Genomic DNA, 17,317 nt, shown 5'->3' with positions numbered 1-17,317 from the left:
TGAGTTGAGCTAATTGAACCAATTGCTCACTGTTCGAGCGGATCGAAAATTCAGTGACGTTCTTGAAGAGCTGTTAATTCATTGCTGGAAAACTGGCGGATTGTTTCAATGTTCCTGGCGTGAAAAGATTCTCGATCTTTGGGGAATTGAAGCCGCTATGCGTTGTTGGCGGTGGTAATTGGAGTTGTAGCTCCTGCTCCTTGCATCACGTATCCCTGATCTAGCGACAGGTCCTCCGTTGAGGTCTGCGGAATTCATAGGGTCAGCTGCATGAGCAGTGACCCTTTGCTCCTTTGCTGGTGACCCCAGAGTGGGGACGAGGGATCTGGAGCCTTACTCGCGACCCCGTGGCCCTTGGCCTGTTGCTCCGGCATACACCGCTTGATTGCCCAGCTCGTCCTCAATCCGCAGCAGTTGGTTGTATTTAGCGACCCGTTCGCTGCGGCTTAGCGAGCCAGTTTTGATCTGCCCGGCGCGCGTGGCGACGGCTAAATCAGCAATGGTGGTGTCTTCTGTTTCACCGCTGCGGTGGCTGATCACGCTGGTGTAACCAGACCGACCGGCCAGGTCGATGGCTTGAAGCGTTTCGGTGAGTGAGCCAATTTGATTCACTTTGATCAGGATTGAATTGGCGGTGTTGGCATCGATTCCTTGCTGCAGACGTTTGGTGTTGGTGACAAACAGGTCATCTCCAACGAGTTGAACGCGTTTGCCGAGGCGTTCGGTGAGCAGGGCCCAGCCGTCCCAGTCGTCTTCTGCTAAGCCGTCCTCGATCGAAATGATCGGGAAACGATTCACGAGTTGCTCCAGCTGGTCCACCATCTCGGCGCTGGAATAACTGCCGCCGCTAAAGGCATAGCGTCCGTCGCTGTAGAACTCAGTGCTCGCTACATCCAAAGCCAGCGAAATTTGCTCGCCTGGCTTGTATCCAGCTTTTTCGATGGCCTGTACCAGCACTTCTCCGGCTTCCTCATTGCCCAGATCCGGAGCGAAGCCGCCCTCATCTCCCACCGAGGTGCTCATGCCTCGTTCGCTGAGCAGATTCTTCAGGGTGTGGAACACCTCCGTACCCATCCGCAGCGCCTCCCTGAAGTTGGGAGCACCGTGCGGAACGAGCATGAACTCTTGAAAATCCAAGTTGTTGGCGGCGTGGGCGCCTCCATTGATCACATTCATCAAAGGCACCGGCAGCAGCGTTGCCATGGGGCCTCCCAGATAGCGATACAGAGGCAGGCCGAGACCGTTGGCGGCGGCGCGTGCTGTGGCCATGCTCACCGCGAGGATCGCATTGGCACCCAGGCCCGATTTGTTGTCGCTGCCGTCGAGTTCAATCATGGCTGCGTCCACGCTGGCCTGATCCAGAGCCGACAGGCCACAGAGCGCTGGAGCAATCCGATCTTCGATGTGATCGACGGCCTTGGTGACGCCCTTCCCCATGTACCGGTCGCCTCCGTCCCTGAGCTCATGGGCTTCATGGGCGCCGGTGCTGGCTCCGCTGGGGACAATGGCGCGGCCACTGGCACCGCCTTCCAGCAAGACCTCTGCTTCCACCGTGGGGTTCCCACGGGAATCCAAGACCTCCCTGGCCACGATGGTGTCGATGACGAGATCGAGAGAATCGAGCACGGGCGGTGGTGATAAGACTGAACAGATCCTATGGAACGCCCCCTGCCGCGTCTCTTTGTGCTTTGGCAGCATGGAGGCATAACAGGCGGACTCAGCAGCATGCGCATGCTTCACACCATGCTCAGGGTGGGCGATTTGGAGAAATCAATCCGTTTCTACACCGAGGTGTTGGGGATGCAACTTCTGCGTCGGAAGGACTATCCCTCCGGTCGTTTCACGCTTGCGTTTGTGGGATATGGGGATGAGCGTGACAACACCGTTCTTGAGCTCACCCATAACTGGGATACGCAGGAATACGCCCTTGGGGATGGCTATGGCCACATCGCCCTTGGTCTCGATGACATACACGCCGCTTGCACGGCGATTGCAGAAAAAGGTGGGCGGATTGTCCGTGAGCCAGGTCCGATGAAACATGGCAACACTGTGATTGCGTTCGTGGAGGATCCAGATGGTTACAAGGTGGAGCTCATTCAGCTGTCCTCCCGAGCAGACGCGGCCTAATCACGCCCCCACCCAATGACATCCACCTCCCGCACCAGCCTTGAGCCTCCGATCAGCCTGACGTCAGAGCCTGATCGCTTCAGTGATGACGCATGGGAACTGTTGCTGTCTGGGCAGGATGTGGCCCGTCGTTGGCGTCATGAGGACCTCGATGTTGAGCATCTTCTGCAAGTGCTCTTCAGCGATGAGCGTTATCGACGTGTCGCTGGGGCTTTACCTCTGCCGATGGATCGCCTGCTCGATCGACTCGAGGGCTTTTTGGCTGAGCAGCCGATGGCGCGGGGCGAGGATCTGTTCGTTGGAGAGGATCTCGAATCCTTGCTGGAGGAGGCGGATCGGGTGCGCTCGCTTTGGGGCTCCCGGTTAATCGATGTCTCCCACCTCTTGATTGCGATGGGGCGCGACCCTCGTGTGGGTGCGGAGTTGTTTGCTCAATTTGGTCTGCCCGCCGATCGGCTTGAAGCAGAGCTGACACGAGCGCCCGATCGGTCGGCTTCAAGCGTTATTGCGCCTCCTCCCCCGAGGTCGCGCCTCCCCGCAGCCTCTCCTGCACCCATGACTCCAGCGCAGATGCCTCCTGTGCAGATGCCGCCAGCGCAGATGCCTCCCGTGCAGCCTGCTTCAGCTCAGCCACAACAAGGGCAAAGGGCTGCATCGCCTCCGCCCCAGGGCGATGGGATGGATCGCTCTGATGAGTTGGTCAGCGAACCGACAGCGCTGGAGAGCTACGGCCGCGATCTCACCGCTGCTGCGGCCGCTGGACTGCTCGATCCAGTGATCGGTAGGGACGGCGAGATTCGCAGCTTGATCAAGGTGCTGTCGCGACGCGGCAAAAACAACCCGGTCTTAATTGGTGCGCCTGGAGTGGGCAAGACCGCTGTGGCAGAGCTCCTGGCCCAACGGATCGTTGCTGGTGAGGTGCCGGAATCCCTGCAGGGCTTGCGCCTTGTTGCCCTTGATGGCGGTGCCCTCATCGCTGGAGCCAAATTCCGCGGTCAGTTCGAGGAACGTCTTCGGGCCGTTCTCGATGAGGTGAGCGATCCGGAAGCGGCCGTTGTGTTGTTCATTGATGAGCTCCACACGGTGGTGAACAGTGACCGATCCAGTGCGGATGCGGCCAGTTTGTTGAAACCGGCCCTCGCACGCGGGGAGTTGCGCTGTATTGCCGCCACCACTCCAGAGGACTATCGCCGCACGGTGGAGAAGGATCCGGCTTTGAACAGGCGCTTTCAGAAGGTGCCGATTCAGGAACCATCGATCGAACTCAGTGTGGAGATCCTCCGTGGATTGAAGGAGCGCTATGAGCTGCATCACGGGGTGACCATCACCGATGAGGCGGTGATGGCGGCTGCACAGTTGGCGGATCGCTACATCAGTGACCGCTGTTTACCGGACAAGGCGATCGATTTGATCGATGAAGCCGCTGCTCAGCTGAAGATGGATGTGACCTCCAAACCCCAGGTAGTGGAGGATGCCGAGGCTGATCTCCGTCGAGTGGAGTTGGCAGTTCTCGCTGCGGAGCACGCGCCGGAAGGGGAACGGGTTCAGCTCCAGCGCAATCGTCTTGAGGCGTCTGACCGACTGGGTCAGCTCCGGGAGCGTTGGCAGGCCGAACGCGAGCAGCTCGAGGAGTTGCGTCAGTTGCTTCAGGAAGATGAAGACCTTCGCCATGCCATTGCCGAAGCAGAACGGGACGGGAATTTGGAGGAAGCGGCCCGGCTTCAGTACGACCAATTGCATCGCGTCCAGCAACGCCGCGCCGATCTTGAACAGTTGCTGAGTCAGGCCCAGGAGGAGGGGTCTGCGCTGTTGCGAGAACAGGTGGAAGCGGCTGATATCGCTGATGTGGTGGCGCGTTGGACGGGGATTCCGATCCAGCGCCTTCTCGCTGGTGAGCGTCAAAAGTTGTTGGAACTGGAACAGCGTCTTGCCGAGCGGGTGATTGGCCAGCCGGAGGCGGTGCAGGCCGTAGCGGCGGCGATTCGTCGTGCCCGTGCTGGCATGAAAGACCCACGCCGTCCGGTGGGTTCATTCTTGTTTCTAGGACCGACAGGCGTGGGCAAGACGGAGCTTGCGAAAGCGCTTGGCGCGCTGTTGTTCGACGAGGAGGAGGCGCTTGTTCGTCTCGACATGAGTGAGTTCATGGAGCGCAACGCTGTAGCGCGCTTGCTTGGGGCTCCTCCGGGGTATGTGGGCTACGAGGAGGGTGGCCAACTCACCGAGGCTGTTCGGCGTCGCCCCTATGCGCTGTTGCTGCTGGATGAAGTGGAGAAAGCCCATCCGGATGTGTTCAATGTGCTGCTCCAAGTGCTCGACGATGGTCGGCTCACCGACTCACAGGGCCGGACCGTTGACTTTCGCCACACCGTGGTGGTGATGACCAGCAATCTGGCCAGTCGGGCGATTCTCGATTCGGCCCGACAAGCCCAATCGGGGGATGAGGCCGGAGCTGCTCAGGCGCTCCAGACCGCCGTGGACGATGCCTTGGCCCACCATTTCAGACCAGAGTTTTTGAATCGGATCGATGAGGTCATTCGCTTCCGTCCGCTTGGGGTGGAAGATCTGGAACGGATTGTGCGCTTGCAGCTTGCCGATCTAGCCCACTTGCTCTCGGAACAAGGGCTTGAACTGCGCGTGGATGATGCGGTGGCGCATGAATTGGCGACCCTGGGGTATGAGCCGGAATATGGCGCGAGACCGTTGCGTCGGGTCTTGCGTCGTCGCATCGAAAATCCGCTGGCGACCGAATTGCTGGAAGAGCGGTTTAACGGGGCTCAGGCGGTTCGGGTGTACTCCAGTGATACCTCAACAGAGTCGTTTCGATTCGAAGCGGAATGACCTGTTGATAAGCGTCCAGTAGGATGCTTGTTTGCCGTCACGTGCCCAAGGCACCGGCGTCAGTTCCGGCATCGCAAGATTCGTGACCAGCCCTACCTCCGAGGACACCGAAACAGCCTCCCCGCAAACATCGGCTGAAACAGGCCGAAGGGGTGGTTTTTTAGCTGCAACCTTCGAAGAGCTCAAGCTGGTGGTTTGGCCCAGCCGACAGCAGCTGTTCAGTGAATCAGTGGCTGTGATCTTGATGGTGAGCCTTTCGGCCGCGGCCATTTCAGCCCTCAGCCGTTTCTACGCTTGGGCTGCCTCTCAGGTGTTCCTTTGATCTGTTGCTTTCACAGCAGATCGCCTTTGTCCCAACTTTTTGTCCGCATCCGTGTCTGACCTCGATACCACCCAGCAGGAGAGCACCGAGGTGCTTGATCTGCCAGCACCCAATGAGGGAGAGGAAGGCACGCTTGAGTCGATGCCTGCACGCACATCCGTCGCCCGTTGGTATGCGGTTCAGGTGGCTTCCAGCTGTGAGAAAAAGGTCAAGGCCACCCTCGAGCAGCGTGCCGTCACGCTTGGGGTGAGCAATCGCATCCTTGAGATCGAAATTCCCGAGACACCGGCGGTGAAAGTCAAAAAGGACGGCAGTCGTCAATCCACCGAGGAGAAGGTGTTCCCCGGTTATGTGCTCGTCCGGATGGTTCTGGATGAAGACACGATGATGGCGGTGAGAAGCACGCCAAATGTCATCAACTTTGTGGGTGCTGAAGATCGTCGTGCCACGGGTAAAGCCCGTGGTCATATCAAGCCTCGTCCCCTGAGTCGTCAGGAGGTGGACCGCATTTTCAAGCGCGCGGCCGAGAAGAAGACCGTTGTCAAAGTCGATCTCGCAGAGGGCGATCAAATCCTTGTGACCGCGGGCCCTTTCAAAGACCTCCAAGGCGAGGTCATCGAAGTGTCTGGGGAACGCAGCAAGCTCAAAGCTCTGTTGTCGATCTTTGGTCGGGAAACCCCAGTTGAGCTTGAGTTCTCTCAAATCAGCAAACAAAACTGATTGATTCGGCGGCCGTCTCCTGCGGAGGACGGCCTTAGAAATGGTTCGCCATTTCGCCGCACCGCCCCCCGAGGTCGGTGATCCGCAGATGTTTAACTCCGCTTGCCGATGGCCAAGAAAGTCGTAGCTGTGATCAAGCTGGCCCTTCAGGCCGGCAAAGCCAACCCCGCACCACCGGTGGGTCCTGCCCTCGGTCAGCACGGGGTCAACATCATGGCGTTCTGCAAGGAGTACAACGCTCGCACCCAGGACAAGGCCGGATACGTGATTCCGGTTGAAATTTCGGTTTTCGAAGACCGCAGTTTCACCTTCATCACGAAAACCCCTCCTGCCTCGGTTCTGATTACCAAGGCCGCTGGAATTCCAAAGGGTTCCGGTGAGTCCGCTAAGGGCAGTGTTGGCTCCATCAATCGCTCCCAGCTTGAGGAGATCGCCAAGACCAAACTCCCCGACCTCAACTGCACCAGTGTTGAGTCGGCGATGCGCATCATTGAAGGCACCGCCCGCAACATGGGTGTTGCCGTTAGCGACTGAATGCTCTGCGTTCGTTGTTTGTTCCGTTCACTGATTTCGGGGGAGGCCTCAGTGCCGTTCGAACCCCACACCTGTCATGCCAAAACTTTCCAAACGCCTGGCCAGCCTCGTTACAAAAATCGAGGACCGTGCCTATTCACCTCTTGAAGCCATTCAATTGGTCAAGGAGAACGCCACAGCCAAATTCGACGAAACCATGGAGGCGCATGTGCGCCTTGGTATCGATCCCAAATACACCGACCAGCAGCTGCGTACGACAGTCGCTCTTCCACAAGGAACGGGTCAAACCGTCCGCATCGCGGTGATTACCCGGGGTGAAAAAGTGGCTGAGGCCAAGGCCGCCGGCGCTGAACTCTCCGGTGATGAGGACCTTGTGGAGGCCATCTCCAAGGGCGAGATGAATTTCGACCTTCTGATTGCTACCCCGGACATGATGCCGAAGGTGGCCAAGTTGGGCCGTGTTCTTGGTCCACGTGGCTTGATGCCCAACCCCAAAGCCGGAACGGTTACCACCGATTTGGCAGCGGCAATTCAGGAATTCAAGGCAGGCAAGCTTGAATTTCGTGCTGACCGCACCGGAATTGTGCATGTTCGCTTTGGCAAAGCGAGCTTTAAGGCTGAGGCCTTGCTGGAGAACCTCAAGACCTTGCAGGAAACCATCGATCGCAACAAGCCCAGTGGCGCGAAAGGGCGTTACTGGAAAAGCCTGTACGTCACCTCCACGATGGGACCGTCTGTCGAAGTCGATATCGCCTTGCTTCAGGACATCGAGCAGGAAGGTTGAACTTAGTGATGTAAATTTGTGGACTGGCTGATGCCAGTCCACGGGCACGCGCCCGGCCTAAGACAGCAGGTGATTTCAGCTCAGCTTTGTTGAGCCTGTTTCATAAGTCCTGCCGAGGTAAATGCGACGATTTTTTCCCATTGGATTGGATCGACACGCGGCCTCGTCTCCTTCGGGAGCCCTGAAACGCCCGCGTGTCCAGCTTGTTCCTCCGATTTAATCCCTATGGGCCGCACTCTGGAGAGCAAGCAACAGATCGTCGAGGAGCTTAAAAAGCTTCTTGGCGAGGCCGAAATGGCACTGGTCCTGGACTATCAGGGCCTCTCCATCAAAGAAATGTCTGACTTGCGGACTCGTCTGCAAGCCAGCAACGGCGTTTGCAAGGTGACTAAAAACACCTTGATGCGTCGTGCCATTGATGGTGACAGTGTCTGGTCAAGCCTCGACTCTCTGCTGAGTGGTACTAACGCCTTCGTCCTGATTAAGGGTGATGTTGGTGGTGCTGTTAAAGCTGTTCAAGCTTTTCAGAAAGAGACGAAAAAATCCGAGACCAAGGGCGGCCTTTTCGAAGGCAAGCTCCTGTCTCAGGACGAGATCAAAGCTATTGGGGATCTTCCTTCCAGGGAAGTGCTCATGGCCCAGATCGCAGGCGCCATCAATGCAGTGACTACCAAGGTTGCTGTGGGTGTCAACGAGGTTCCCTCCGGTCTTGCAAGAGCGCTCAAGCAGCACGCCGATAGCGGCGAGAGCTGAACGTTTTCGACCTCACTTTTTTTCCCTGATCTGTTGCTGATTCCCAATCATGTCTGCAAAAACCGACGAAATTCTTGAATCACTGAAATCACTCTCATTGCTTGAAGCTTCCGAGCTTGTCAAGCAAATCGAGGATGCTTTTGGTGTGTCTGCTGCTGCATCTGCTGGTGTAGTGATGGCTGCCCCTGGCGCTGCCGGTGGTGGTGAAGCGGCTGAAGAGAAGACCGAATTTGATGTTGTGCTGGAAAGCTTCGATGCTGCTGCCAAGATCAAAGTGCTCAAGGCTGTTCGCGAAGCCACAGGTCTCGGCCTGGGCGATGCCAAGGCCATGGTCGAAGCTGCTCCAAAGGCCATCAAGGAAGGTGTCTCCAAGGATGACGCTGAAGCCTTGAAAAAGGCCATCGAAGAGGTGGGTGGCAAGGTCACCATCAAGTGATCTGTTGGAGTCCTTGCTTCTAAGCAACAGGGCTCTATCCCTCCAATCATCCCTAGCCGGTTCTCTGAACCGGCTTTTTTGATGGCCTCCAGCCTGCGGCTTTGGCCCATAAAAAAACCCTGCCAAAGGCAGAGTTTTTAAAGAACAACGCATTCAGGAGTCTTTCCTTGTTTCGACCCTGAAGAGGCGAACAGCACTCCTCACAGGTAGAACCTAAGAAGATTTGCTTGGTTGGGGTGATGGCAGGTTGTCGCTCATCCAACTGTCCCTGATGCTTTGTTTAAGGGCGGAATGGAATCACTTCAAGGGGGATGGGCCCCTTCCCGGCGTAGCTGGATGGGGATCGTGGTGCCCTTGGCGCTTGGGCCACTGTCGCCATCCGAACCGAACGGCTTGGACGATTTGAGGCCTTTGCTCGCAATTGATTGAGCGATTCCCTGTTGGCGAAATACACGTGGCTCAGGGTTCGCCCCTGATAGGCCCGACGCTCCAGTTGCCAACCCGGTTCCAGTTTGAGTTTGACGAAAGCATCTTTGTTGCGTCTGGCTTGTCGGGCCCTGGCCACAACGACTGCTGTGCTGCGGTTGGGGTCCAGGGCGTGAAGCTCCAGCCCCCGTTGTCCTTGCCGAAGGCGTAAGCGAACGGACTTTTGTGTGTCTTCTCCAGCCGTGCGCAGTGAATACCCATTGCTATCGAGATAGCGGCTGCAAATACCCGTGAAATCAAAGCTGTTCAACGATGGTTCAACCAATCCATCGGCTTGATCTTTCCAACAAAGAGGACGGGCTTTGATCTGCTCAAGCACCAACAGTTTCCAGCTGTCACGGCCAACGGCGCGGGCCAGGATCGCAAACTGCTCTTGGTTGAGGGGCTTGCTGTCAAATAGCGATCGGGTCCACCCTGGCAACGCAGCGGAGCTGGCCCCCAAGACCAGGGCTGTTCCAGTCAAAAGGAGCCGCCGGAGGTAGGTTCGCCGCATAAACGGGGGCTCCAAAGTGGAGAACAACGACCTGTTGTACCGAACATCCGGTGGTGGAATCAATGGCTGATGGACCTGATGGACGTGGTCGCGTCGTTGCAGCAGCGACGGATGGTGCTTGCAGCGGCAACCCAGGGCCTGGTGGCTGGGGTGCGCTGATTCGTTTCGAAGACGGGAGTGTGGAGGAATTTGGCGGTGCGGATCCGGCCACGACCAACAACCGGATGGAGTTACAAGCTGCGCTTGCCACGTTGCAACGCCTGGCTGAATTACCGCTGCATCCCGATCTCACGCTGCGCACCGACAGCAAATACCTGATCGATGGCCTGAGCAGTTGGATGGCCGGTTGGAAGCGCAAGGGCTGGCGCACTGCGGCTGGTAAGCCAGTGCTCAACCAGGATCTCTGGCAGGCGCTGGATCAGGCTCGGCTTGCAGAGGTGCCGCTCAGCTATGTGAAAGGTCACAGCGGAGATCCTGACAACGACAGGGTGGATCAAATTGCGGTGGCGTATTCCAAAGGCCGGGCGCAAACGCCTCCACCTTCCGTTGCCCCGCCTTCAGTTGCCCCACCATCCGCTGCCCCGACTCAGCCCTTGGCGGATCCGGCGCCTGCGTCTCTGCAGAAGCTCCTCACGCGAATGGAATTGGCTGATCGCCTGGCATCCGGAGGCTATGCCTTAACGGCTGTGGAGTTGGCTCAGTTGGTGGAACAGCCCCTCAATCGTTTGTCAGAACGTCAAGGTTCTTGGCGTTGGCGTGACTGGATGGTGGAGCCTGTGGAGAATGATCGCTGGCGGTTGCGACGCGACCCGGCAGGATTGAAACAGACCTAGGAGCCCAGATGGCTGATGCGTCATCCCCCAGGGTGCTATCCACCGCCGGCTTTTATCGGCGATGGTTGGGCCCCCAATTGGCTCGTGATGAGGGGGTGGATGCAGAACAGCTCAGCCAGACAGCGTTGCAAGCCCTTGCTCAGGTCAGCTTGCGCCGCCGTTGGCCTGGGATCTCATCCGTGTTGGAGGGCGTTGCCACGGAGCTTCAGCGTCGGGATCTGCGCTTGGAGCAAGTGCTGTTTGGTTGTCGCTTCAGCAATCCTGTGGGGTTGGCGGCAGGGTTCGACAAAAACGGTGTTGCCGCAGGGGTGTGGGATTGCTTTGGGTTCGGATTTGCTGAAGTGGGCACCGTCACTTGGCATGGTCAACCAGGAAACCCCAAGCCCCGCCTGTTTCGGCTTGCTGCTGAACGGGCTGCTCTCAACCGGATGGGCTTCAACAACAAGGGTGCGGAGGCGATGCAACGCACCCTTGAGCGCCAGGCGTTGCCGGCACCAGGCCATCGTCCGGCCGTGCTCGGGATCAATTTCGGGAAGTCGAAACTCACTCCTCTGGATCAGGCCCCTGATGATTACGCCGCCTCCTTGGAATGTCTTGCGCCGATGGCCGATTACGCCGTAATCAATGTGAGCTCTCCCAATACTCCTGGCTTGCGAGATCTGCAGGATTCAACCCAATTGCGGCGGTTGGTTGAGCGGCTACGCCGTCTGCCCGCTTGTCCTCCACTTCTGGTAAAGATCGCGCCCGATCTTGAGGACGATGCCATTGATGGCATTGCTCGATTGGCCTACGAGGAGGGTTTGGCCGGTGTCATTGCTGTGAACACCAGTCTGGATCGCCTTGGCTTAGGGCAGCGGCTGATTGCGCAGACCGGCCGCACCCTTGCGGAAGAGGCTGGTGGGTTGAGTGGTGATCCTTTGCGCTACCGCGCTGTGGAGGTGATTCGACGACTGCGTGCCAGCGCTGGTCCGGCGTTGCCGTTGATTGGCGTGGGGGGAATCTCATCCGCTGAGGCGGCCTGGGAACGGATTGCGGCTGGCGCGTCCCTCGTGCAGGTTTATACCGGTTGGATTTTTGAAGGTCCCGATTTGGTTCCACGCATCCTGGAAGGTCTGATCAGCCAACTCGATCTCCATGGCTTTCGCCATCTGAGTGAGGCGATCGGAAGCGGCGCGCCCTGGAAGTAGTCGATACGCTTCCTGCACATCCTTCAGACGCATCGAGGAGCAGAACTTGGAGCTGGCTGATCTGCGCGATCGCTTCCCTGCCCTGGACGGCCTGTTGGTTCAGATCACCGGCTTCCTCGCGCGACGGCGTGTGGTTCTTGCTGCTTCTGACCGTGTTCTCAGTTTGGTGTGGTGGGATCAGGGTGAGCAGCACAGCATCGATACCAACCTTCCTCTGGGCCTTTGTCAGGAAGGGGTTCCGCTTCAACGGGAGGTGCTTGCTGAGATGGTTGCGGATCTGCTGATCGACCAGGGCCTTGCCTCCGGGTCTGTGGAGTTGGAATTGTTGCTGCCTCTGCCGAGTTGCGATTGGCGGCTGCTGGATGGTGCCTCTGGTCTGGTGGATGCCAGCTCCTTACGTGTGCTGGCACCGGAGATGACCTGGCCACTGCAATGGCAGGAGTCCTATGTCGCCTTGTCCTCGTGGAAAGATAGCGATATGGCGATGGTGGTAGGCGCTGATCGCCTGATCTTGCAGGCCTGGATCGACACGGTGGCTTTAGCAGATCTCAATCTCTGCCAAGCGGAGTGGCTGTTGGTTGCTGCATGGCGAGCACTGCAGGCTCTCAATGCACCATTCAAAGGAGAGTGGTCTTGGCTGATTGAGTCCGAAGGGGTTTGGCGTTTTGTATTGCTGCGTGATGGCCTCCCGGAGTTGGATGTTGGCGTACAAGCCACGCAGCTTCCGTCCATCAGAGAGGAGGTGCTGTTCCTGCTCGAGGCATGGGATCAGAGACAACGGCAGGCTGGTGCAAGGCGTAGCTGGTGGATTACGGCGGGGCCAAGATGGAAGGGACGTTGGGCGGAAGGTCATGGTGCTGGTCTCCATGGCCCGCTTGTTTCAGATGGTGAGATGTCACTGCTTCAGTTGGCCTTGAAGGCTCCTTCCGCGGAGATCGCAGCGTGAGGGGACAGGCAGGAGTTCCCGTTGATTTGCTGCGGGAGCGGCGCATCGAGTTGGGTTTGCCTGCTCAGCCCGCCCCTTTTGTTCCCACCCGGCTTTTGTTGCGTCGAGGTGCGTTGCTGGGCGGGGCTGTGTTGTTAGTGAGTGGAGCAATCACCGCAGCTGTGAACTGGCGGGGACAGCAGCAACAGCAGCAGCTGCAGGCGCTGGCGCCGACGGCACAACGCCTCGCCTCGGCAGAAGCGCAGCTGCGGCGGCTGAGCACCAAGACCGCCGCGGTGAACAAGGACACCACCAGGATTGCGCAACAGCTGGTGGCGTTCCCCGTCGGATCTCCCTTGTTGGAGCAGCTCCGACGGGTTACTCCTGTTGGGGTTCAGTTGCAGGAGTTGTCGGTTGGTCAGGCGCAGATCCAACTGTCTGGCAAGGCGCAGATTGGAGCGTCCCCAGGGCCTCTTGAACGCATCAATGCCCTTGTGCTCTCCTTGGCTCAACTGCCCATCACCCTGGAACAGGGCGTCAAGGTGATGAAGATCACGCGGGAGGACGGGGATGATCCGGCTGTGACCTTCAGCGTGGAGTGGGCGCTGAATCCCAAGGCTCGCCTGTCCCTGCTCCAACTTCAGGAGCTGGGAGCGACCGGTTTGGCAGAGCGCTACCGGCTGATCGAGCAGCGTGGGGTGCCGTTGTGACGAATCTGAATGGCACGGGCAGTCCTTGGCAGAACTATCTGACGCGTCAGCGGGTGTTGGTAGGTATCCCACTCCTCGTTGCTGCGCTCATCGGTGCTGGTTTGTTTGCGATAGCTGGACTTCCCTATTGGCTTGAATCAGGGGAGCGGACCCGTCGGATCGCTGAGCTCAAAGTGCAGCAGCAGTCCCTTCCGTTGATCGCGGCTCGGGTGAAGCAAGAGCAACAAAAGCTTGCGGCGGCCCAACAACAGCAAGATCTGGTGGTGGATTTGGTGGCGGGCCGTGGCCAGATCGAGACCTTTCTCGCCCAGTTGAGTCGTACGGCGACGGAGACGGGTGTGGTGATTGCACGGTATGAACCCGCCACCGCGGCTCCTGGTGTGACGGACCCTCCTAAGCAAGCAACCAGGAATCAGAACGAAGGAGCTGAAGGCAAGGGCGTAGCGCCTCCAGAGATCAAGGGGTATGAGAAAACGGCGGTTTTGCTGCAGGTACGTGGGCCTTACACAGGGGTGCTGCAGTTTTTGCGTGCCATGGAGGAACTGGAACTTCTGGTTCAGCCCAGTGATCTTGGGCTTAAGGCCCTACCGCCAGAGGCCAATCCTGAGGGACTCCCTGTAGGCCAACCGCTGACCGAGCTCAAGCTCAGGTTGAGCTTTTTTGACAAGACAAACGATGGGGATCGAGACGAAAAGGAACCCGTTGAATCTTCGTCTCAGTCCAGGGTCAGAGCACCATCCTGAATCGTCTCAATGCTGTGTTTTGGGGCTGGCTCCTAAGGGTTTGGCTCGATACCATCCGCTCACAGTGTTTGTGAATCAGGCGTGGGCATTCCCTCGAGAGCCTCCCGGCTGATTCCATTGGCGTTGATTGGCAGCTTGGCGCTCGCTGAATGTGATGTGGTGTTTGGGCTCGGAGGTGCTGGGGCGATCCGAGCTCAGAGCCAGGGCTCGATGAATTTGCGCTTGCGACGTGGTAGTCAAGGCGTGGAACTTGTGATTGAAGGAGTTGGAGCGCAGCCGCAGCTTCAGCAGCGGATGAACGGGCAAGCTTGGGAGGGGAGTTTGCGGACCCAGGGTGAGCCGGGGGTCCGCAATGGCCAGGTGCGGCTCACGGATCCAGCAACTGGAATTCAATCCGCCACCTTGGTTGGTAGCGGCAGCTCCTATGCCTTGAAGGTAACGCCGAGTCCTGGCCAGCCCTTGCAAGATCCTGTGGTGAGCGCCAATGGGCGGGATCTGATTCTCAAGTTTCCCGGTTTGGTTGTTGCTCCCACCCTGCAAACGGGACGCCTCAATCTGAATACGCCAGGGCGCGTCCCTCAAACGCAGTACGCCCCTCCCTTGCGTCCGCGGGCCGTTGCACCGCCCCTCGGTGATATGGCGGTGGGGACGATGGTGATGCAGAACCGCAGCTATGTGAATGTGAGCGGGCCGCCGGTCACCCTCATGCTTAATAATGCGCCGGCAAAAGATGCCTTAATGGCGCTGGCAAGGCTGGGCGGTTATGGCTTTGTCTATGTGGGGGGAGAGTCGGGAGGTGCCACTCAGCAGGTCTCTACGGGGCAGCAACAGACGGCAAAACGTTTGGTCTCTCTCGCCTTTCTCAATGAAGAGTTTGGTAGAGCCTTTAACTCCGTCCTGCTTGCTTCTGGTCTGAAGGGGCGTTTGAGCGGCAACTCACTCTTTGTAGGGAAAACGGTTGTGGGGGCAAGTTTCTCGCCTCAAGTGTCCAAGGTTTATCGCTTAAATCAAATTTCAGCTGATTCGGCTGCGCAATATTTGGCAAGTCTTGGCGCCAGTGTTTGTACCCCAACGACAACGACATTTAATAGCTCAAATAGTGCTACGCAAGGAACGGCATCTTCAACGACAGAGCAAAGTGAAACAACGTCCAGTGAAAAAACGGAGATAAGCTGCTATGGAGGTGGGAGAAAAGAAGGTAATTCTATGTCTGGCGATGGGCCGCTTTTTGGCCTAGAGGGCACCACGGATAAGAGGTTGTCAACTGTGACTCTTGTGGGTGAGTCTCGTCAGATAGCGATCGCTGAAAAATACCTCAAAAATCTCGATCTGCGGAAGCGGCAGGTGGCTGTAAAGGTACAAATCTTGAATGTTGATTTGAAGAATGATCGATCAGTTGACTCTAGTTTTTCTGCTCGCATTGGCAACACATTTATGGTGAGTGAAAGTGGTAAAGCGTTTATGAACTTTGGTGATTACAGGCCCGGTAATAGTTCTGGTACGGGCGTTTTGGGTAGGGGTAGTGCGATTGCTGAGCCTGGGGTATATGAAACTGCTCTGGCCGATGACTCCGATGCTTTTGTTCCGCAGCAGAGGGTTGTCTCTCCTTTTGTACAAAAACTTGATCGAGCTGAAGAGGCTTTTGACAAAGATGGTAACTTCATTGGTATTAGAGAAATTCCATTTATCAATTCTGATAAGCAGAGGGAATATGTTCCTGATACGAATCCAAATGCTGCGGATCAATTAGTGCCGGTTTACGATAATTTAGGGCGTCCCGTTTATGTTCCTTCTTCTAATCCTGCTGATAATCCCAAAGATAATGGTTTTTCGTACCCCAAAAACTCTTTCTATGGTTACTTAGAGGCCATGATTCAGTCGAGCAGTGCTAAGACGTTAGCGTCCCCAACTTTGCTGGTCCAGGAAGGGGAAAGTGCTAGTGTGGAGACTGGAACTAGCGTTATTACTGGGGTAGATTCTACCGAAACTGCAAATGGTTCAACCCAATTCCAAAATACGCGTGAGAATGCTGGGTTAACTCTTGATGTGGTTGTATCGAAAATTGATGACAACGGTTTTGTGACACTGAATTTAGTTCCATCGGTGTCTGTTCCTCAACCTGCTGGTACTCAGCAAGGTGTACCTATTTTCAACATAATCAGTCGTAAGTTGAATTCCGGTAGCGTTCGGTTGCGTGACCGTCAGACTTTGGTTTTAACAGGTGTTATCCAGGATTCCGATCGTGAGACGGTCCGGAAGTGGCCAATACTTGGTGATTTGCCTTTTATTGGCCAAATGTTCCGTAGCTCTGATAATCAAAGAGAAAAACAAGAACTCGTTATCCTTGTGACTCCATCCATTATTGACGACGAGGCGGGTGGTGCTTATGGCTATGGATATCGCCCTTCTACTCGTGAATCCCGCGAGCTCATGGGGCAAGGTTGAATTAGTGTCCTAATGGTTGTATGATTAATATGTGGAAAAAGTTTTTTGGTGCATGCAAGGTAAAGGTAGACTTAATATAATGCGAGTCTAAACTTCGCTAATTGCTTCGTCGGAGATGAAGAGTGAGTAATTTGTGACTGTAGATATCTACCTCTTTGCAGGTAGCTCACTAGTTCATGAGGTGGGCTAAATTTTACATGCCGAAAGCTGGCACGAATAACTTCATCGCCAGGGGCATCAGTGCCTTGGACGTGGACAGCAGTCCCCCGAGCAGGGCTGATCCCATGCCGTTGCCGCCTTGTTTTTTGTGCACCTTGTCCTGGATGGATTGAGCAGCGGCTTGGAGTTGTTCGGCGTTGGCGGTTTGGCCATCAGCTTTGTAGAGACTGCTGGCATAGCTGAAGTCTTGAATCGCCAGCTGACGTTTGCCTAATTGTTCGCGGGCGATCCCTCGTGCCACCCAGCTTTCTGCGCTATCTGGTTGGTTTCGGATTGCCAAACCGAACAAGTCCTCTGCTTGCTTCCAGCGATCGCCTTCGGCGGCCGCGACGCCGGCATTGTGCAGCGCGGCATGGCTCTGGGCCTTTGCCGGAAGTCCGGTTGCGCCGCTCCAATGGGCTTCTTCGAGGGCGTTTGGGCTAAAGCGAGCGCCACTGAGATCGGCATAACGCAAGTCGGTGCCATGCAAGACGCTGTCTTCGAGATTGGCGCCACGGAGGGAAGCCCCGCGCAAGCTGGTGAAGCTGAGATTGGCCCCGCGTAAGTCAGCCCCATCCAACCTGGCTTCTCCGAGATTGGCTCGCTGCAAGCGCGCGTCTCTTAGGTCGGCATCGCGTAGATCGGCATGCACAAGGTCGGCATCGGCCAGGCGGCAGTTGCGGCACTCACCGTCTTGGAGCACTTTGATGAGATCGTCCATGTTCTTGGCATGCACAGGGATGGCGATCAGCCATAAACCCAGCAAGGGCATCCAGCGGGACG

18 protein-coding genes are annotated in these 17,317 nt (G+C 57.0%); 14 read left to right on the top strand and 4 right to left on the bottom strand.

Translation table 11 applies throughout. The features are described 5' to 3' along the window. Positions 1-333: 333 nt before the first annotated feature. Positions 334-1,626, bottom strand: a complete 1,293-nt coding sequence (eno, locus tag SYN8016DRAFT_RS09185; RefSeq protein ID WP_006854091.1) for a phosphopyruvate hydratase — start codon at positions 1,624-1,626, stop codon at positions 334-336. 99 nt (positions 1,627-1,725) lie between these two features. Here eno and gloA point away from each other — a divergent pair, with 99 nt between their 5' ends. The 8 genes from gloA (at position 1,726) to rplL (ending at position 8,514) form a co-directional block, all read left to right on the top strand. After that, positions 1,726-2,127, top strand: a complete 402-nt coding sequence (gloA, locus tag SYN8016DRAFT_RS09180) for a lactoylglutathione lyase (RefSeq protein ID WP_038014322.1) — start codon at positions 1,726-1,728, stop codon at positions 2,125-2,127. 15 nt (positions 2,128-2,142) lie between these two features. Beyond that, complete coding sequence (locus SYN8016DRAFT_RS09175; protein WP_006854089.1) at positions 2,143-4,965, top strand: ATP-dependent Clp protease ATP-binding subunit; 2,823 nt, start codon at positions 2,143-2,145, stop codon at positions 4,963-4,965. Positions 4,966-5,047: 82 nt separating this feature from the next. Beyond that, positions 5,048-5,287, top strand: coding sequence for a preprotein translocase subunit SecE (secE, locus tag SYN8016DRAFT_RS09170; RefSeq protein ID WP_006854088.1), 240 nt, complete (start codon positions 5,048-5,050; stop codon positions 5,285-5,287). Positions 5,288-5,338: 51 nt separating this feature from the next. Then, positions 5,339-6,007: a transcription termination/antitermination protein NusG gene (gene nusG / locus SYN8016DRAFT_RS09165; protein ID WP_006854087.1), complete on the top strand. Its 669-nt coding sequence runs from the start codon at positions 5,339-5,341 to the stop codon at positions 6,005-6,007. 108 nt (positions 6,008-6,115) lie between these two features. After that, on the top strand, positions 6,116-6,541 hold the full coding sequence (gene rplK, locus SYN8016DRAFT_RS09160; RefSeq protein WP_006854086.1) for a 50S ribosomal protein L11: 426 nt from the start codon (positions 6,116-6,118) through the stop codon (positions 6,539-6,541). A 76-nt stretch (positions 6,542-6,617) separates the two neighbouring features. Continuing rightward, positions 6,618-7,325 (top strand): 50S ribosomal protein L1, encoded by a 708-nt coding sequence (gene rplA / locus SYN8016DRAFT_RS09155; RefSeq protein ID WP_006854085.1) that lies wholly within the window; start codon positions 6,618-6,620, stop codon positions 7,323-7,325. Between the two features lie 225 nt (positions 7,326-7,550). Continuing rightward, positions 7,551-8,078, top strand: coding sequence for a 50S ribosomal protein L10 (gene rplJ, locus SYN8016DRAFT_RS09150; RefSeq protein WP_006854084.1), 528 nt, complete (start codon positions 7,551-7,553; stop codon positions 8,076-8,078). A 49-nt stretch (positions 8,079-8,127) separates the two neighbouring features. Continuing rightward, entirely contained in the window at positions 8,128-8,514 is a 387-nt protein-coding gene (gene rplL / locus SYN8016DRAFT_RS09145) for a 50S ribosomal protein L7/L12 (RefSeq protein ID WP_006854083.1), read from the top strand. A gap of 280 nt (positions 8,515-8,794) precedes the next feature. Here the strand turns inward: rplL and SYN8016DRAFT_RS09140 are convergent, their stop codons facing one another. Then, complete coding sequence (locus SYN8016DRAFT_RS09140) at positions 8,795-9,493, bottom strand: DUF3747 domain-containing protein (protein WP_006854082.1); 699 nt, start codon at positions 9,491-9,493, stop codon at positions 8,795-8,797. 62 nt (positions 9,494-9,555) lie between these two features. Between SYN8016DRAFT_RS09140 and SYN8016DRAFT_RS09135 the strand changes: the two genes are divergently transcribed. The 5 genes from SYN8016DRAFT_RS09135 to SYN8016DRAFT_RS09115 are packed head-to-tail and all read left to right on the top strand — an operon-like array spanning position 9,556 to position 13,891. Then, complete coding sequence (locus SYN8016DRAFT_RS09135; RefSeq protein WP_006854081.1) at positions 9,556-10,326, top strand: ribonuclease H; 771 nt, start codon at positions 9,556-9,558, stop codon at positions 10,324-10,326. Between the two features lie 8 nt (positions 10,327-10,334). After that, complete coding sequence (locus tag SYN8016DRAFT_RS09130; RefSeq protein WP_006854080.1) at positions 10,335-11,513, top strand: quinone-dependent dihydroorotate dehydrogenase; 1,179 nt, start codon at positions 10,335-10,337, stop codon at positions 11,511-11,513. A gap of 46 nt (positions 11,514-11,559) precedes the next feature. Continuing rightward, positions 11,560-12,459 carry a hypothetical protein gene (locus SYN8016DRAFT_RS09125; RefSeq protein WP_038014233.1) on the top strand — a complete coding sequence of 300 codons (900 nt, stop codon included), beginning with the start codon at positions 11,560-11,562 and terminating at the stop codon, positions 12,457-12,459. After that, on the top strand, positions 12,456-13,148 hold the full coding sequence (locus SYN8016DRAFT_RS09120) for a PilN domain-containing protein (RefSeq protein ID WP_006854078.1): 693 nt from the start codon (positions 12,456-12,458) through the stop codon (positions 13,146-13,148). The genes SYN8016DRAFT_RS09125 and SYN8016DRAFT_RS09120 overlap by 4 nt, the downstream gene beginning before the upstream one ends. After that, on the top strand, positions 13,145-13,891 hold the full coding sequence (locus SYN8016DRAFT_RS09115) for a hypothetical protein (protein ID WP_006854077.1): 747 nt from the start codon (positions 13,145-13,147) through the stop codon (positions 13,889-13,891). The genes SYN8016DRAFT_RS09120 and SYN8016DRAFT_RS09115 overlap by 4 nt, the downstream gene beginning before the upstream one ends. A 75-nt stretch (positions 13,892-13,966) precedes the next feature. On the opposite strand, the gene SYN8016DRAFT_RS15070 is transcribed toward SYN8016DRAFT_RS09115, so the two are convergent. Then, on the bottom strand, positions 13,967-14,284 hold the full coding sequence (locus tag SYN8016DRAFT_RS15070) for a hypothetical protein (RefSeq protein WP_159098319.1): 318 nt from the start codon (positions 14,282-14,284) through the stop codon (positions 13,967-13,969). A 243-nt stretch (positions 14,285-14,527) separates the two neighbouring features. Here SYN8016DRAFT_RS15070 and SYN8016DRAFT_RS09110 point away from each other — a divergent pair, with 243 nt between their 5' ends. Continuing rightward, positions 14,528-16,336: a type II and III secretion system protein gene (locus SYN8016DRAFT_RS09110; RefSeq protein ID WP_141561473.1), complete on the top strand. Its 1,809-nt coding sequence runs from the start codon at positions 14,528-14,530 to the stop codon at positions 16,334-16,336. 193 nt (positions 16,337-16,529) lie between these two features. Here SYN8016DRAFT_RS09110 and SYN8016DRAFT_RS09105 read toward each other — a convergent pair whose 3' ends face one another. Then, entirely contained in the window at positions 16,530-17,306 is a 777-nt protein-coding gene (locus SYN8016DRAFT_RS09105) for a pentapeptide repeat-containing protein (RefSeq protein WP_006854075.1), read from the bottom strand. Between the last annotated feature and the right edge of the window lie 11 nt (positions 17,307-17,317).

Origin of the sequence: Synechococcus sp. WH 8016 (genome assembly GCF_000230675.1) — a bacterium.
In the GTDB taxonomy this organism is placed as follows: Bacteria; Cyanobacteriota; Cyanobacteriia; order PCC-6307; family Cyanobiaceae; genus Synechococcus_C.
The sequence above is the reverse complement of the archived record's forward strand: the minus strand, read 5'-3'. Positions and strand labels throughout refer to the sequence as shown.

What these genes read in the sequence shown, in the direction of transcription:
- gloA (WP_038014322.1), top strand. Translation starts at nt 1,726, where the DNA reads ATGCGCATGCTTCACACCATGCTCAGGGTGGGCGATTTGGAGAAATCA.
- SYN8016DRAFT_RS09175 (WP_006854089.1), top strand. Translation starts at nt 2,143, where the DNA reads ATGACATCCACCTCCCGCACCAGCCTTGAGCCTCCGATCAGCCTGACG.
- rplK (WP_006854086.1), top strand. Translation starts at nt 6,116, where the DNA reads ATGGCCAAGAAAGTCGTAGCTGTGATCAAGCTGGCCCTTCAGGCCGGC.
- rplA (WP_006854085.1), top strand. Translation starts at nt 6,618, where the DNA reads ATGCCAAAACTTTCCAAACGCCTGGCCAGCCTCGTTACAAAAATCGAG.
- rplJ (WP_006854084.1), top strand. Translation starts at nt 7,551, where the DNA reads ATGGGCCGCACTCTGGAGAGCAAGCAACAGATCGTCGAGGAGCTTAAA.
- rplL (WP_006854083.1), top strand. Translation starts at nt 8,128, where the DNA reads ATGTCTGCAAAAACCGACGAAATTCTTGAATCACTGAAATCACTCTCA.
- SYN8016DRAFT_RS09140 (WP_006854082.1), bottom strand. Translation starts at nt 9,493, where the DNA reads ATGCGGCGAACCTACCTCCGGCGGCTCCTTTTGACTGGAACAGCCCTG.
- SYN8016DRAFT_RS09135 (WP_006854081.1), top strand. Translation starts at nt 9,556, where the DNA reads ATGGCTGATGGACCTGATGGACGTGGTCGCGTCGTTGCAGCAGCGACG.
- SYN8016DRAFT_RS09130 (WP_006854080.1), top strand. Translation starts at nt 10,335, where the DNA reads ATGGCTGATGCGTCATCCCCCAGGGTGCTATCCACCGCCGGCTTTTAT.
- SYN8016DRAFT_RS09110 (WP_141561473.1), top strand. Translation starts at nt 14,528, where the DNA reads ATGGCGGTGGGGACGATGGTGATGCAGAACCGCAGCTATGTGAATGTG.
- SYN8016DRAFT_RS09105 (WP_006854075.1), bottom strand. Translation starts at nt 17,306, where the DNA reads ATGCCCTTGCTGGGTTTATGGCTGATCGCCATCCCTGTGCATGCCAAG.